Consider the following 15,124-nt stretch of genomic DNA (forward strand, 5'->3'; position numbering starts at 1 on the left):
TAGCCCGTTGCAATTGCTCTTTAAAAATTATGTCTGGCTGAATAAAGCCCAGTGTTTTCCTAGGACGTAAATTCAAGCGCTGCTGATATTGGGCTATCAACTTGTTGGTTACAGTGCGCAAATCAGCATAGATAGTGGGCTATGCCCCCAACGCGTTCGGCGAGCCAACGCAAGCGGGGAGTTATGCCACCAATGCCAGTTACTACGCCAACGGCATTGTGCGTGGCTACGATACCCCCAATGGACTTACGCTTTGGCAAACCCTGGACGCTCAACAACGCCTTAAAAAGCGCGAAGTGCATGGCGGTGGCACTCACGTGGTGGAGCTCAGCTACACCTATGATGCGAACCATAATATCCAAAGCATCATCGATGGCGTCAATGGCACTCATAGCGTTACAGGGCTCAGTTATGATGGCCTTGACCGCTTAGTCGCCAGTGCAGCTTTAGCTTCAACCGCGCGGGACACATCAGCGGCTCAGGAGGCATCAGCTACCGCTATGACGGCCACGGCCGCCGCGTGGCAAAGGCAGTTTCAGGCAGCACCACTTACAGCTATTACAGCCAAGACGGCCAATTACTTGGCACCTACGCCGATGGCGATTACACTGACTACTATTACTTAGGTCGTGAAATGGTGGCGCGCTACAGCGATAGCACGCAAAGCGATGCGCCTGGCTACACCGGCCACGTTGAAGACGACGACCTCGGCCTCGTATATATGCAGCAGCGTTACTACGATGCCAATATTGGGCGGTTTTATTCGAATGACCCGGTTGGCTTCAAAGCTAGCAACCCGATGCTGTTTAATCGGTATGCTTATGCGAATAATAATCCGTATAAGTATGTTGATCCAGATGGTGCTGAGCCCATCCCACTTTCACGATTTGAACTAGCCGATACGCGCGCACTTGCAAGTGGACAAATAAGTCGGGGACAGTTTGCGAGTAGAGCTGCTTCACGCAGTGTTGGAGCAGGGGTAGTGCTTCGGTTGACTCCAACCGGACGAGCACTATCGGTGGCTCGGATGGTGATTGGAGCTGTTTTTAATGAGTCCGCTAAGCCTTCGGTTCCTGGTGTTCCAAATGATTTAGTTGGTGACCAAAGTGACGACCGGGCCGGCCCAAATAAAAGTGGCAAAAAGCATACTTCAGGTCCTCTTACTCCTGAGAATGGGGGAGCTGGAGATTATGAGACAGATTTGGAAACCCTAACAGGAGGGACTCGCCTAGCCGGAGAGGGAGATTCAGCTCCGCCGGGAAGCCAAGTCGGAGAAAATGGAATATTTGGTAGACCTGAAAACAGCACTGGTGGAGCAAGTATTGACATCCCGGCCAAAGGGGACAAGCCTCATGAAACATTGCACTATGATAATAAATAGTAGATAGATTTTGGACGTAATTATGAAAAGTCTCCCGATAAAAACGGGCAACATAGAACTAAATAAGATTATTGAGTTAATCCTCGGATCACAGTTGATTGGTTTCGAGATACCGAAAAATCAGAGCTTGTCTTGTACTTGGTCATTGAGATTGTTCTTTGAGAATTGCAATGATGTTTTATGCTGCTCATCAGATGTTGCAAGTGTTGGTGACGGCAGTTGGCAAGAGTATGGGTACTTGAAACTAGATATGACAGACGAAAATTTGCTAGGTAGCCGAGATAAGTATAACTTCAGAGAAATAACACCAGTTGCATTCACAAAGATCTCTAAGTTAGTAAATAATGAAGATGATGTTGTTGCTGAGTGTGGGCTTATAATGACCACTGAAGAAGCGCAGCAAGTAGTAATATCTGCGGCATCTGCTCCGGGAGCAGTAACAGTTAAAGCTCAATTTTACGATGGTGAGTACGATCCCGAAATTCCTTTCGAGGACTTGGACGAGCTACCAATGTGACTCAATTTTTTGATGATTTATGAATCCAAAGCCCCGCCTTTCGATGGTGGAGCTTTTTTTAGCCTTTGAATGCTCACCCTCTGGCAGGATAGTTGACACTACTTAAAAATTAACCAGCTGGGGCGTTAAGGCTTGATTGTGCCACGCTATTCAGAAGAACGTAAGCAAACCATACTCAGTAAAATGATGCCGCCGTTAAACATGACCATTGCGGAAATTGCACGAACGGAAGGAATTGGCGAACAACCCCTTTATAATTGGCGAAACAAAGGAGGGTGTTCAAGATTCTGTGTCAGCCAAGTTGTTATAGGTCAATATGATCATCCCATCGGCCTTCGAAGTGGATGGTCAGCTGCGACAGCGTCAGATTCCAGTTTTGCACCAGGATTGACTAGCGCTCACATGCTTTTAATACATCCGCGTAAAGCAGCTGGAGCAAGCTGTTCTCATTGGCAAAGCCACCTTTGGTTTTAGTGATTTTACGGAACTGGCGTATAAATACCCCAAAAAATTTGAGGAGTTACGCGTCCAATGCCTACTTCTTGACATGTTTCCGCATGACGCCTTCTTGCGCGGTAGAGGCGACAAGTACGCCGTCGCGAGTGAAGAATTGGCCTCTGACCAAGCCGCGGGCGCCGCAAGCGACGGGGCTGTCGATGGCGTACAAAATCCAGTCATCTAAACGAAAGTCTTTGTGGAACCACATTGAATGGTCGATGGTTGCCATTTGAATGTCTGGCTGGGCAAAACTTGCGCCATGCGGTTGCAGTGCCGTGGGCAGGAAATTGAAATCTGAGGCATAGGCCAACAAGTACTTGTGAATGCGCGGATCATCGGGCATGGCGCCGTTGGCTTTAATCCAAACGTGGCGGCGTGGCGCGTCGACTTGCGGTTTAAACGGGTTGTTGGCGGTTACAAAGCGCATTTCGATGGGCTTTTCCGAAATAAACTTATTGCGAATTTTCTCGGGGATCAGCTCGGCATGCTCGCGGTAAATATCAATATCTGAAATCAAACCTTCTGGTCCGGGCACGTCAGGCATGCTGTCTTGGTGCTCAAAGCCAGGCTCATCTATTTGGAATGAGGCAGTCATGTAAAAAATGGGTTTGCCGTATTGAATAGCCTTCACCCGACGGGTTGAGAAGCTTTTGCCGTCGCGCACGTTTTCGACATCGTAGACGATGGGTTTGTGCGCATCACCAGGACGCAGGAAATAGGAATGCAATGAGTGCACCTTACGTCCTTCAGGAAGGGTTTCTTTCGCCGCTGACAGGGCTTGCCCGATGACTTGTCCGCCAAACACCGCACCGAAACCAAGGTCTTGGCTTTGGCCGCGATAAATTCCATTTTCAATGGTTTCAAGTGAGAGTAGGTCAAGTAAGTCGTGCAAAACTTGGCTCATAAACGTTCCTGTTAGCTGTCTCGTAAGGTGTTCTATTCTATAACAACCGCTGCGTTGGGGTCACGTTTTGCTTGATACATGGCAGCGTCTGCGCGCTGCAACAATTGTTCGAGCGTCAAATCTGGCGCTGCCATCGCCACACCGATACTGGCGTCGAGATGGAATACATGATCGGCGAGGGCAATAGGTGTACGCAAGTGTTCGATAAGCTTATTTGCGACGATTTCGACAGCACTACGTTGCTGCACGCGCTCAAATAGAATCACAAACTCATCACCGCCAATGCGTGCAATAGTGTCGTGGCTACGCACATTATGCATTAAGCGCTGGGCAATGGCATGCAGCACTTGGTCACCCATGGCATGGCCCCATTCATCGTTAATGTGCTTAAAACGGTCAAGATCAATATAGGCCACGGCAACATCGGTAGAGCGCGCGAGCACATGTTCGGCATGTTGATAAAAATAGCTACGATTCGGCAGCCCGGTGAGCGGATCATAGTGCGCTTGTCGTTCGAGTCGGCGCAACAATTGCTCACGTTCTTGTTCGATGCGGCGCTGCTCGGTTACGTCGCGGGCGACGGCGATGCGTAAGTTGTCTTCGGCGGCATAGCGAGCGGACCAGACAATGCATGCCACGCTACCATCTTTGCGGATGTAACGGTTTTCAAAGTCAGATTTACTCGCACCTAGCATGATCTCGTGCGCCGCAGCGCGGGTGCGTTCGTGGTCATCAGGGTGCATAAACTCGAACATGGAGTGCCCGAGCATCTGTTGTGGTGTATAGCCAAACACGCGCTCGCCGCCAGCACTTATGTAGATGAACTCACCCTCAGCGTTGACCACACAGATAGCGTCCATTAACAAGTCCATGTACTGACCAAGGCTTTCAAACAGTGCAAGTTTGGCGTGAGGCATCAGCAGTAGGTTTCCGTTATCGGAGTAGTTGTGATTAAGTTATAGCATGGTAGCGCAAGCACGCTAGATAAAGCGAGTTGAATCGCAATCTTTCATGCTTTCAGCGGCTTAGACAGTTGATCTTTACGGTGGATGATCCCATAGTGAACATAATTATGTGTTATGGCTGAACCGCAAAAATACGGCTAAGCTTAGAGGATGTATCGTTTCAAAAAGGAGTAAGCTATGTCGAGCCACGACAGCTTGAAAACGTTAAGTACGTTAGAAGTAAACGGTAAGACCTATCATTATCACAGCCTGCCGAAAGCGGCAGAACAACTGAAGCACATTGCGGATGTTGATAAGCTGCCAAATTCGATGAAAGTGTTGCTCGAAAACATGTTACGCAACGAAGACGGCGACACGGTGACCGCTGACGACGTTGAGGCCATCGCCAAATGGCTGCATGAGCGTAAGTCAGACCGCGAGATTCAGTACCGCCCAGCGCGCGTATTGATGCAAGATTTTACCGGTGTTCCAGCGATTGTTGATTTAGCTGCGATGCGCGATGCGGTGGCGAAAGCTGGACAAGATCCTGAACAAATTAACCCCTTGTCGGCAGTGGATTTGGTCATTGACCACTCGGTCATGGTCGACAAGTTCGCGACACCTGAAGCTTTTAAAGAAAACGTGCGGATCGAAATGGAACGTAATTTCGAGCGTTATCAGTTTTTACGCTGGGGTCAAAGTGCCTTTGAAAATTTCCGCGTGGTGCCACCGGGCACAGGGATTTGTCACCAAGTAAACCTTGAGTACTTAGGTAAAGTCGCGTGGACTCGCCAAGAAGGCGATAAGACCATGGTGATGCCAGATACCTTGGTCGGTACCGATTCGCATACCACCATGATTAATGGCTTAGGTATTTTGGGTTGGGGCGTCGGTGGTATCGAAGCTGAAGCCGCAATGTTGGGGCAGCCGGTATCCATGCTGATTCCTGAAGTTGTCGGTTTCCGGATGCATGGCAAATTGCCTGAAGGCGTGACTGCGACCGACCTGGTGCTAACAGTGACGCAAATGCTGCGTAAGCAAGGCGTGGTAGGTAAGTTTGTTGAATTTTACGGTCCTGGTTTGGATAACTTACCACTGGCCGACCGCGCTACCATTGCTAATATGGCGCCGGAATATGGGGCAACTTGTGGCTTCTTCCCAGTCGACAACGAAACCTTGCGTTATCTTGAATTATCAGGCCGTGATGAAGATACCATCGCGCTGGTTGAAGCCTACAGCAAAGCGCAGGGTATGTGGCGTGAATCTGGCGATGAGCCAGCCTTTACCGATTCACTTGAATTGGACTTGAGTACGGTCGTCGCGTCATTAGCGGGTCCGAAGCGTCCGCAAGATCGGGTAGCGCTGACGCAGTTAAAATCGAACTTTGATTTGATTCTCGAGCAGGCCGGCCGTGCCAACGAAAAAGACAAACAGGTGGAAGTACCGGGTGAAGATTACACTTTGTCGCACGGCGATGTGGTGATTGCCGCGATTACTTCGTGTACCAACACGTCCAACCCGAGCGTATTGATGGCGGCAGGTTTAGTCGCGAAAAAAGCGGTCGAAAAAGGTCTCGCGCGTAAGCCTTGGGTGAAAACGTCACTCGCCCCTGGTTCGAAAGTGGTCACCGACTACCTTGCCAAAGCAGGACTCACGGAGCACTTGAACAAACTTGGTTTCAATTTGGTGGGCTACGGCTGTACGACGTGTATCGGTAACTCAGGTCCGCTACCGGACGAAATTAGCAAGGCCATTAATGCCGGTGATCTCACGGTTTCATCGGTATTGTCCGGTAACCGCAACTTTGAAGGCCGCGTGCATCCTGAAGTAAAAGCCAACTGGTTGGCATCGCCGCCCTTAGTGGTGGCTTATGCGCTTGCCGGTACCACGCGCATCGATTTGAGCTCGGAGCCGTTGGGTGAAGACCAAGACGGTCATCCGGTGTATCTGAAGGACATTTGGCCAAGCAGTAAAGAAATTGCCGAAGCGGTCAACTTTGTTGATGGCGAAATGTTCCGTAAAGAATACGCAGAAGTTTTTGACGGTGATGAAGAGTGGCAAAGCATTCCAATCGGTGAGGGCAAAACCTACGATTGGAGCGATGATTCGACCTACGTGAAGAATCCGCCTTATTTTACCGAGATCGATAAGCCACTCGCGCCGATTGGCGACATTAAAGGTGCGCGCGTATTAGCGTTGTTTGCTGATTCGATTACCACTGACCATATTTCACCAGCCGGTTCAATCAAGCCAGATTCGCCAGCGGGTAAATACTTGCAGGCCAATGGGGTGGCGGTGAAAGACTTCAACTCCTATGGTTCGCGCCGCGGTAACCACGAGGTGATGATGCGCGGTACCTTCGCCAACATTCGCATTAAGAACCAAATGCTTGATGATGTTGAAGGTGGTTACACCGTGCACGTGCCTTCGGGCGAGCAGATGTCGATTTACGATGCAGCCATGAAGTATCAGCAAGACAACACGCCGTTGGTTGTGCTTGCAGGTAAAGAGTACGGTACCGGTTCGAGCCGTGACTGGGCTGCCAAGGGCACCATTTTGCTTGGAGTGAAAGCTGTTATCGCTGAGAGTTTTGAGCGTATTCACCGCTCAAATCTTATCGGTATGGGCGTGTTGCCGTTGCAGTTTGAAGAAGGGCAAGGCGTGCAAGCCCATGGTCTGACCGGTCATGAACAAATCGATATTACCGGCATCGATGCAGATCTTAAGCCAGGTCAAATGGTAACGGTCACAGCGACCAAAGATGACGGCTCAAAAGTCAGCTTTGATGTGAAGTGCCGTATCGACACCAATAACGAAATGCAGTACTACAAAAACGGTGGTATTTTGCATTACGTATTGCGTCAGATGCTCGCTGCCTAAGCAGCGAGCTTGCGTAAAAAAAGCCAGGCTTGTTGCGCAAGCCTGGCTTTTTTGTGTGTAACTTCATGTGTCACAGCTTTTAGATGTTCAGCGCGCGGCCACCATCGACTTTAATAAATTCACCGGTGACAAAGGGATTGTCGCGTAAAAAGCGCACCGTTTGGATCATCGGCTGTAAGCCGCCTTCGACTTCAAGCGGTGTCTCAGCCAGTACTTTTTGGCGGTGCTCACTGTCGTGTTCAGGCAAAAACAGAATCGGCCCCGGTTGAATACCGTTGACACGAATCTTCGGCGCGAGCTCTTTGGCGAAGCTTAAGGTCAAATTCGCCAATCCAGCCTTGGCGGCGCAGTAGGCGATGTAGTCGGTGGAAGGGCTGTCGGTGTAAATATCGGTGATATTCACGACTAAGGCATTGTCGCTCGCTTCGAGTTGCGGGCGCAACTGCGTGATCAAGGTGTAGGGCGCTTGTACGTGCACCTGAAACATCGCTGCAAGCATAGCCGGATCAGCATCGACCGCAGGGTTTTGAACAAATACAGAAGCGTTATTGACAAGGAGATCGAGCCGCTCGGTCTGGGCTTGGACCTGTGCAATCAGCTTTACCACAGCCTGATGATCGGTAAGGTCGGCTTGCACACCAATGGCGCCCAATTGCTCTAGCTCATCGATGCCAGCCCGCGAAGTATTGTAGTGGGCGAATACGCGATAGTTATCGGCTAGCAGTGCTTTCCCGAGTTCGAAGCCGAAACGGCGTCCGGCGCCAGTAATGAGGGCTGTTTGCGGCTGACTCATGCAATCGCCTCCATTTGCTCGGCAACGCGCTTGAGACTGGCACTCATCGCTTGCAAGTAATCAGGTACTTGCTGCCAAGCGGTGGCGTTATCCTCGGCGTTCAACTCGCCGAGAATATCAATGTCCATCGGCCGATCTTTTTGGCTACAAAGCGGATCTGAGCGATCGCGGCCCAAGCTTTCTTCGATTTGGTTGAACGCCGCTTTTAGCGCTACCGCATCAAGTTCAGTTTCAATTAAAAATAGCGCATTTAAAAATTGCTTATCGGTGTCAATCGCGACCGGCTGCGTGTAGGCCGAACGGGAATAGGTCGTGTGTCCTAGCCGGCTGAGCTGTTCACGCGCCTTGGCGAAGTTCTGCTCGGGCGCTAAATTGGCTCCCATACTGCATAAAAACACATAACTCATGGTAACAACCTTCCTCGTAATAAGTGTTAAGCATAACCTGATACGCAATGACTCGAAAGTCAGATCCCTGAAAGTTGCATTGATTTCTGTGGCTTGCTAGCCTGTAAGCAACAGAGCCAAGGGAAGGAATCGTGCCGAAAACCAGCGGCGGTAGTTCATATAGCTTTATTCACATTGCCCTGTTGTTACTCATCACGCTGCTTGCGCGACCCGCCCTTGCGTATAACGATAGTTACCAACTCAGTGGTCCTGACGCGCCGAGTCGCGAAGGCTACTTTACCTTATCGATCACCCCCGCGCCGCAGCAACAACTAACAGTACAACAAAGCCAATCAGCAACATTTGACAGCATTGATGCAGAATTTAAATGGTTTGGCGACTTCGAGCAAATCACCCTGACGGGTTTTACCGACGGCGAGTACTTTTTTCGTCTGCAACCACCAGCAGACGGCGCTGCAGCGCCGAGCAACGTGGTAAAGGTGACCGTGAATCACTATCCGCGTTGGCAAGCCTACAGCTTGTTTTATATTGGACTTGCGTTGTTTATCGTGTTGGTTGCTAGCTTACTGATATTGCGGAGGCGGGTATGAACGAAGCCAGCGGTTTCGCCTTGTCCAGTAGTCTAGGGCTAACGCTTGTGGTGCTGTTTGGCGTGGTTTGGATCTTGTTTGGCTGGTATCTGGGGCGCGCCAATAAAACCCATGAAGATTTTGCCTTAGCGGGGCGTAATGTTGGCTTTGCGCTGGCGGCGGCCACGGCAATGGCCACTTGGGTCACCAGTAATACCACGCTGGTGGCGCCGCAGCTTACCTACCAACTCGGCGTATGGGGCATGGTGGGGTATTCGTTTGCTGCGTTAGGACTGATTCTTTTTGCGCCATTAGCGGCTCGAATTAAGCAATTGATGCCCCATGGCTATACTTCTGGCGATTTTATCCGACTCCGTTATGGTCGTTTAGCTTGGTACGTGTTTATCGCTATTTCGGTGGTCTATGCATTCGGCTGGTTGGTTAGCTTAGGCATGGCTGGCGGCATTTTGCTCGAAGCACTTAGCGGCCTCGATTACCACATTGGCATGACTGCCATTCTCATTATTTGCGTGGGTTACACCTTATTTGGCGGGTTGCGTGCGGTCATTGCCACTGACTTTATTCAGGCACTGATTATTATCATCGGGGTGGTGCTGATTGCTTGGTTCCTCATTGATACCGTGAGTCTTGAGTCGATTCACAGCGAGGTGCAAAGCAATCATCCGCAACTGCTCGACGTCTTGTTTCCTGCCGCGATGATGTTTCTGTTTAATAATATTTTCTTCGGCTTAGGCGAAATTTTTCATTCCAATGTTTGGTGGTCGCGCGCCCTCGCTTTTAAAGGCAAAGTCGCGTTCAAAGCGTTTTTGCTGGGTGGTTTGTTATGGCTGCCGATTCCCATTGTCACTGGTTTTATTGCGCTGGCGGCACCGCAACTGGGAATTTTCCCGCCGAGCGCCGATATGGTCGGCCCGATGGTGGCAGCCGAGGTACTTGGCAAGGTAGGCGCTGTGGTTGTATTTATCGTAGTGTTCTCGGCGTTGGCCTCAAGCCTTGACTCCTTGCTGGCGGCAACTGCCGATCTGGTGACGCGCGACATCTACCATAAGAAATTACGCCCAGAAGCCAGCGATGCGCATCTGCTGCGCTTCAACCGCTACAGTATTCTGGGTTTAGGGATACTCACTTGGTTACTCTGTTTGCCGCAAATTGCGACACTTGGCGCTTTATTGAATTTTGCCGGTGCCTTTGTCGCCAGCACTATTTTTCCTATTGTGCTGGGTCTTTATACCCGTCGCCTGCCAGGGCGTTGGGCAGCTGCTGCCATGTTCTTTGGCACAGTTTTAGGTCTCACTGGTTACTTCGTGATCGGCTTTTATGTGGCTGCACTGGTGTCGTGCATTGTCTCGGCGACTATTTGTGGGCTAGGGTTAAGTTTTAGTCGTCGTGAATTCAACTGGGACGATTTAAATGAAGCAGAGGAGCAGCAGTCATGATCGTAGAATTAACTGCGTTTAGTACACTGGTGTGGGTCTGCTTAGCGTTAACTGCTTGCGCACCGCTCATTTTGCTAGCGTTGTGGCTTAAAGATTTCCTTTCTAAACAATTATGGTAATTCAATATGAACGTAAATGACGTCTCGTTTGAGCGTGAACGTCCGGATGTCTATGGTGATGCGCACCCCAAAGCATTGCTTCGAGCCATTCAAGAGGACGGTGATTATTTGGTGCAGTTAGCGAATCAGCATATTGTGTCAGGTGATCAATTCGATCAAGCGACCATGAAGCAGTTATTTCGCTTGGCGGCGAAAATAGAAAGCAATCCGAAACGCTTTCATTCGCCATTGCAAAATAAAATTTTGATCAGCGCGTTTTACGAGCCGAGCACCCGCACACGGCTGTCATTTGAGAGCGCTTGGCATCGCTTAGGTGGCGATATTATGTCGATTACCGACCGTTCCACCACTGGCATTGCCAAGGGTGAAAGCCTTGCAGATGTCGCGGAAATGTTTAACAACTACGGTGATTGCGTGGTACTGCGCGACACCAATGAATCGTCGTTGTTTGAGATGATGGATGCACTGCGGATTCCGATTATCAACGCCGGCAACGGCACCGATGAACACCCCACGCAAGCCTTAGCTGACATGTATGCAATATTTAAGTGGCGCCCGGCGCTACTTGATGCCAGCAACAACGAGAAAATTAAAATTGGGGTGATTGGCGTGCCTAACAAAATGCGCACTGTGCGCAGCTTGTTGAAGAGCCTATCCGTGTTTCCTCATGCGGTTGAAGAGCTGCTGATCATCCACGATGAAGCCAGTGCCGCTGAGTTGTTTGGGGCCGATCAGCGTGAAGAGCTGGAACTGCGCGGCATAAAGATTCGCACCACTACCGATTTAAATGCCGTGTTACCCGAGCTCGATGTGGTGTACATCAATGCCATCTCATGGGAAGGCGACACCTTTAATACCTATGGCAATAGCTTTAGTTTGAGCGCCAAGTCGCCGCTAAAACACGATGCCATTATTTTGCATCCGCTGGCACGTGGCGAAGAACTGGCAATGGATCTCGATAACACTCCGCACAACTGGTATTTCAGCCAAGCACGTGGCGCCGTGTTTTTACGCATGGCGTTGCTCACGTGTATGGTGGAGCGGGCGGAACGCGTCATTGACGTGGTGTGATAACGGACCAGATACGAGGAACGAGCAAACATGTGTGGTATTGCAGGAATTTTTAATCAACGCGCGGAACAAACTCCCGAAGCACAGACGCTGGTCAATATGGCGGCGATTATGCATCATCGTGGACCGGATGGATTTGGCTATGAAATTATGCCCGATACCGGAGTGGGCTTCAGTCACGCACGGCTGTCGATCATTGACTTGAACGAAGATCGGGCGCGCCAGCCGTTCGTCTCACAGGACCAACGACTGTTACTGGCGCACAACGGTGAATTTTATGACTTTAAACGTATTCGTGCCGATTTAACGGCGCAGGGTGCGCGGTTTCGTAGTAAAAGCGACTCGGAAATCGTCTTACATTTGTTTGAACGGGAAGGTCTCGACGAGACACTCAAACACTTACGTGGCGAATTTGCCTTTGCCCTTTACGACCAAAAAGATGACGCCATGTATTTGGTGCGCGATCGCTTCGGCATCAAGCCGTTGTATTACACTGAAACCGATGATGGTGTGGTGTTTGGATCAGAGCTAAAAGTATTGTTTGCGCACCCTAAGGTCAAACGTGAGTTCTCTTCAGAAGGGCTTTACCATCAGTTGATTCAAGTTATGGTGCCGGGCTCGACCGCCTTTGCGGGGATCCGCCAAGTCGCTCCAGGGCAAGTGGTAAAAATTGAGCGGCGCGACGGCCAATTGCAGATCAGTGAACACCAATATTGGGACGTGAACTTTCCATTGGAGCAAGAGTATCCAGGTGATGACGTCGATGAACAAAGTTACATTGATGGCGTACGTAAACACCTGCTAGAGGCTGTACAACTGCGTCTAACAGCCGATGTACCGGTCGGCTGCTACCTGTCTGGCGGTATTGATTCTTGCGCGATTCTGGGGCTTTCTGCAGCAGCAACGCAAACCTCGGTAAAAGCCTTCACTATTGGCTTTGATTCAGCAGAGTATGACGAAACGCCGATTGCCGAAGAAATGGCCGCTGCCACGGGTGCCGATCACCATATCATGCGCTTGAATGCCGATGATCTCTATGATCACTTTGTCAAAACTATCTGGCATACCGAACGCACCATTTATAACACCCTTGGCGTGGCCAAATACTTAATGAGCCAACAGGTGCATGCGGCTAATTATAAAGTGGTATTAACGGGTGAGGGTTCAGATGAGTTATTTGCCGGCTATCCGGCGTTTCGTAAAGACATGTTCTTACATGGTTTAGACCACCTCCCCGAGAGCGAGCGCAAAGCGTGGCAAGAGTTATTAGAGAAGAACAACAAACTCTTCAAAGGGGCGATGTTGGCGCGCGAAGAATTCGTCAGTCCGGCATTTAACGCCAAAATGGGCTTTACCCCAAGCTGCGTGCAACCCTGGCTTTCATGTGCCGATGTTGCGCTACCGCTGCTTGCAGAAGAGCGCCGTGCCGAAGTACGTGATTATGACCCAGGCAAGGCGATTGCTGACACCCTCGATGAAACTATGTTGCGGGGGCGGCATCCGCTCGATCGTGCACAATACGTCTGGATTAAGACCATGCTCGAAGGACAGATTTTGACTTGGGGTGGTGACCGCGTGGATATGGCGAACTCAATGGAAGCGCGTCCAGCTTTCTTGGATCATCATTTGGCTGAGTATGCCTTTACCGTACCGCCGCATTTGCGCATCAAGGGCAACAAAGAGAAGTACGTGCTGCGTGAAGCAATGAAAGGCTTATTACCAGAAGTGTTGTACAAGCGCGAGAAGTTCGCTTTTATGGCACCGCCAGCCCATACCGACCCGAAGAAATGGCAAGCAGTAGTGAAATTAGCGGAGCAGTTTTTGTCGAAAGAAGCTGTACAAGAGGCGGGATTACTAGACTTTGCAGCCGTGCAAGAAACCTTTGCCAAGCATGAAGATGAAAACACCGCAATCGAGGAAAAAGTGCAACTCGATGCGGTGATTAATCACATGTTAGGGGTGCAGATTTTGCACCATCATTTTATTAAGACCGATGTACCAGCACTTGCGGCGCAGCGCGCCAAAGAGCTGGGGTGGAAATCGTGCTAGCGCACGATTTCCATTAACACTTTACCAATCTCAGTATTGTCCTTGTAACCGCGTAAGCGCTCGGCATAAGGACCTGAGGCCATCACTGGCACATCCACTGCGGTGTGCCCGCTGGTGGTCCAGCCGGTGCGCGTGAGTTCACCGGTCAACTTCACTAAGGCATCCTGCAGCAGGTCAGCATCGTCACCGCGGTCGTCCGTAGCGCTCAATTCAATGGCAACCAGTTCGCTCCATTGCGCTTCGCTCACGGGTAAATTCAATAGCGGTTCGAGGTACGCACGCCACTGGTCACGAGGGCGCTCCAAAAGACCTTTAACCATGGTGCCAATGGTCGCTTTAATGTCCATCACGCGCTCTGAATACCACTGATATTCGCCCCCTTGCCCAAGGGTCAAGCCGCCGGTGGAATGGTCAGCGGTGACCACGATAATGGTGTTAGGGTTTGTCGCTTGATAATCTTTTGCGACTTGTAACGCTTGCGCAAAGTCATGCATTTCGTGCACCGCACAGGCGATATCGTTAGCATGCCCACACCAGTCGATTTTCGAACCTTCGATCATCAGTGCGAAGGGCTTACCCGATTGGGCCTGCTCGGCGTCGAGGATGCGCAGTGCATGCGTCGTCAGCTCGGCGAGATAAGGTTCAGAGTCAAGCGCGAAGGGCAGCCCCACAGGTGCGAACAAACCCAATGCTGGCGCTTGTGCTTGCTCAAGTTTAGCCATGTCAGTTACAACGTTCATGCCTTGTTCGCTCAACTCGGCTAACCAGTTTTTGTCGTCTCGATCAAAATAGCGCGTACCGCCACCAAGCAAGACGTCAAACGACCATTTATCACCAAACTTGGTGGTTGCATAGGAGTCAGCAATTTCGTTATACATCTGGCGTGACGGATGATGGGTAAAAAACGATGCTGGCGTGGCATGATTCACTTGTGAAGTGGCAACAGCACCAGTGTGCCAGCCTAATTCACGGGCTTTTTCCATAATGGTTTGTTGTGGATGTTTATCGGCATCTACGCCAATTGCGCCGTTGTAACTTTTCACTCCAGTTGCGAGTGCGGTCGCGCTTGAAGCTGAATCGGTGACCCAAGTATCGTCATCTGGATAAGTGGTTGAGGCGCCCACCAACATGTCATCAAACGGCGTCGGTGCCAGTGCGTCAGCGCCACGCTCACTCATCGCGTAACGATATGCTGAGATAAACTCAAAGCCCATGCCATCGCCAATCAAGAAGATGATATTCGGTGCCTGTTCAGTAGTTGCGGCAGCGTTAGCATTAGCGTCATCGTTGGCGTTGCTCTGCGTGCAGCCCGCGAGAGCAAGTGCGATTCCTGAGAGTAAAAGAGTGCGGCGAAATTTCACAATGGGGCTCCTAAGCGTTTTACATGTAGCGGCGATAATACCACAGCGCAAGTGACAGCTGTATGACGATCGTTGAATGCAAAAAATTTTGCGATTAAGCCTTGAAAGCAATTTTCTCAGTCCCATTTTTAAGGTGTGCGCGATGTCTCTGAGAGAGTCGCGACATTCACATAA

The 15,124-nt window shown here is 50.4% G+C and carries 13 protein-coding genes and 1 pseudogene; 8 read left to right on the plus strand and 6 right to left on the minus strand.

The window, feature by feature from the left end; genetic code table 11:
* Positions 1-134 precede the first annotated feature (134 nt).
* Genes ACJ8W9_RS01185 through ACJ8W9_RS01195 form a run of 3 tightly spaced genes read left to right on the plus strand, consistent with a single transcriptional unit; the run spans position 135 to position 1,898 of the window.
* Positions 135-626, plus strand: coding sequence for a hypothetical protein (locus tag ACJ8W9_RS01185; RefSeq protein WP_411360010.1), 492 nt, complete (start codon positions 135-137; stop codon positions 624-626).
* Positions 521-1,381 carry an RHS repeat-associated core domain-containing protein gene (locus ACJ8W9_RS01190; protein WP_411358108.1) on the plus strand — a complete coding sequence of 287 codons (861 nt, stop codon included), beginning with the start codon at positions 521-523 and terminating at the stop codon, positions 1,379-1,381. Before ACJ8W9_RS01185 ends, ACJ8W9_RS01190 begins: the two co-directional genes overlap by 106 nt.
* Before the next feature lie 22 nt (positions 1,382-1,403).
* Positions 1,404-1,898 carry a hypothetical protein gene (locus ACJ8W9_RS01195; protein WP_411358109.1) on the plus strand — a complete coding sequence of 165 codons (495 nt, stop codon included), beginning with the start codon at positions 1,404-1,406 and terminating at the stop codon, positions 1,896-1,898.
* A gap of 304 nt (positions 1,899-2,202) precedes the next feature.
* Here ACJ8W9_RS01195 and ACJ8W9_RS01200 read toward each other — a convergent pair.
* The 3 genes and pseudogenes from ACJ8W9_RS01200 to ACJ8W9_RS01210 form a co-directional block, all read right to left on the minus strand.
* Positions 2,203-2,391, minus strand: a pseudogene (locus ACJ8W9_RS01200) (IS256 family transposase); the annotation flags it as partial.
* Between the two features lie 42 nt (positions 2,392-2,433).
* Entirely contained in the window at positions 2,434-3,300 is an 867-nt protein-coding gene (gene tesB, locus ACJ8W9_RS01205) for an acyl-CoA thioesterase II (RefSeq protein WP_411358110.1), read from the minus strand.
* A 32-nt stretch (positions 3,301-3,332) separates the two neighbouring features.
* Positions 3,333-4,217, minus strand: a complete 885-nt coding sequence (locus tag ACJ8W9_RS01210) for a diguanylate cyclase domain-containing protein (RefSeq protein WP_411360013.1) — start codon at positions 4,215-4,217, stop codon at positions 3,333-3,335.
* 225 nt (positions 4,218-4,442) lie between these two features.
* Between ACJ8W9_RS01210 and acnA the strand changes: the two genes are divergently transcribed.
* Positions 4,443-7,124: an aconitate hydratase AcnA gene (gene acnA, locus ACJ8W9_RS01215; protein ID WP_411358112.1), complete on the plus strand. Its 2,682-nt coding sequence runs from the start codon at positions 4,443-4,445 to the stop codon at positions 7,122-7,124.
* A gap of 79 nt (positions 7,125-7,203) precedes the next feature.
* Here acnA and ACJ8W9_RS01220 read toward each other — a convergent pair whose 3' ends face one another.
* Together ACJ8W9_RS01220 and ACJ8W9_RS01225 are read right to left on the minus strand one after the other, a co-directional pair.
* Positions 7,204-7,917 carry an SDR family NAD(P)-dependent oxidoreductase gene (locus ACJ8W9_RS01220; RefSeq protein ID WP_411358113.1) on the minus strand — a complete coding sequence of 238 codons (714 nt, stop codon included), beginning with the start codon at positions 7,915-7,917 and terminating at the stop codon, positions 7,204-7,206.
* Positions 7,914-8,324 (minus strand): 2-amino-4-hydroxy-6-hydroxymethyldihydropteridine diphosphokinase, encoded by a 411-nt coding sequence (locus tag ACJ8W9_RS01225; protein WP_411358114.1) that lies wholly within the window; start codon positions 8,322-8,324, stop codon positions 7,914-7,916. Before ACJ8W9_RS01225 ends, ACJ8W9_RS01220 begins: the two co-directional genes overlap by 4 nt.
* Before the next feature lie 131 nt (positions 8,325-8,455).
* Here ACJ8W9_RS01225 and ACJ8W9_RS01230 point away from each other — a divergent pair, with 131 nt between their 5' ends.
* The 4 genes from ACJ8W9_RS01230 (at position 8,456) to asnB (ending at position 13,589) form a co-directional block, all read left to right on the plus strand.
* Positions 8,456-8,914 carry a hypothetical protein gene (locus ACJ8W9_RS01230; RefSeq protein ID WP_411358115.1) on the plus strand — a complete coding sequence of 153 codons (459 nt, stop codon included), beginning with the start codon at positions 8,456-8,458 and terminating at the stop codon, positions 8,912-8,914.
* Positions 8,911-10,350, plus strand: coding sequence for a sodium:solute symporter family protein (locus tag ACJ8W9_RS01235; RefSeq protein ID WP_411360016.1), 1,440 nt, complete (start codon positions 8,911-8,913; stop codon positions 10,348-10,350). Before ACJ8W9_RS01230 ends, ACJ8W9_RS01235 begins: the two co-directional genes overlap by 4 nt.
* 125 nt (positions 10,351-10,475) lie before the next feature.
* Positions 10,476-11,540: an aspartate carbamoyltransferase gene (locus tag ACJ8W9_RS01240; RefSeq protein ID WP_411358117.1), complete on the plus strand. Its 1,065-nt coding sequence runs from the start codon at positions 10,476-10,478 to the stop codon at positions 11,538-11,540.
* 30 nt (positions 11,541-11,570) lie between these two features.
* Positions 11,571-13,589, plus strand: a complete 2,019-nt coding sequence (gene asnB / locus ACJ8W9_RS01245) for an asparagine synthase (glutamine-hydrolyzing) (protein ID WP_411360017.1) — start codon at positions 11,571-11,573, stop codon at positions 13,587-13,589.
* Here asnB and ACJ8W9_RS01250 read toward each other — a convergent pair.
* Positions 13,586-14,950, minus strand: coding sequence for an alkaline phosphatase (locus ACJ8W9_RS01250; protein ID WP_411358119.1), 1,365 nt, complete (start codon positions 14,948-14,950; stop codon positions 13,586-13,588). The two genes, asnB and ACJ8W9_RS01250, sit on opposite strands and share 4 nt — an antisense overlap.
* Positions 14,951-15,124 lie beyond the last annotated feature (174 nt).

This window comes from Pseudidiomarina salilacus, assembly GCF_047323925.1.
GTDB classification, from domain to species: Bacteria; Pseudomonadota; Gammaproteobacteria; order Enterobacterales; family Alteromonadaceae; genus Pseudidiomarina; species Pseudidiomarina salilacus.

Coding starts and splice junctions, on each gene's coding strand:
- ACJ8W9_RS01195 (WP_411358109.1), top strand. CDS start 1,404: ATGAAAAGTCTCCCGATAAAAACGGGCAACATAGAACTAAATAAGATT.
- tesB (WP_411358110.1), bottom strand. CDS start 3,300: ATGAGCCAAGTTTTGCACGACTTACTTGACCTACTCTCACTTGAAACC.
- ACJ8W9_RS01210 (WP_411360013.1), bottom strand. CDS start 4,217: ATGCCTCACGCCAAACTTGCACTGTTTGAAAGCCTTGGTCAGTACATG.
- acnA (WP_411358112.1), top strand. CDS start 4,443: ATGTCGAGCCACGACAGCTTGAAAACGTTAAGTACGTTAGAAGTAAAC.
- ACJ8W9_RS01220 (WP_411358113.1), bottom strand. CDS start 7,917: ATGAGTCAGCCGCAAACAGCCCTCATTACTGGCGCCGGACGCCGTTTC.
- ACJ8W9_RS01225 (WP_411358114.1), bottom strand. CDS start 8,324: ATGAGTTATGTGTTTTTATGCAGTATGGGAGCCAATTTAGCGCCCGAG.
- ACJ8W9_RS01235 (WP_411360016.1), top strand. CDS start 8,911: ATGAACGAAGCCAGCGGTTTCGCCTTGTCCAGTAGTCTAGGGCTAACG.
- ACJ8W9_RS01240 (WP_411358117.1), top strand. CDS start 10,476: ATGAACGTAAATGACGTCTCGTTTGAGCGTGAACGTCCGGATGTCTAT.
- asnB (WP_411360017.1), top strand. CDS start 11,571: ATGTGTGGTATTGCAGGAATTTTTAATCAACGCGCGGAACAAACTCCC.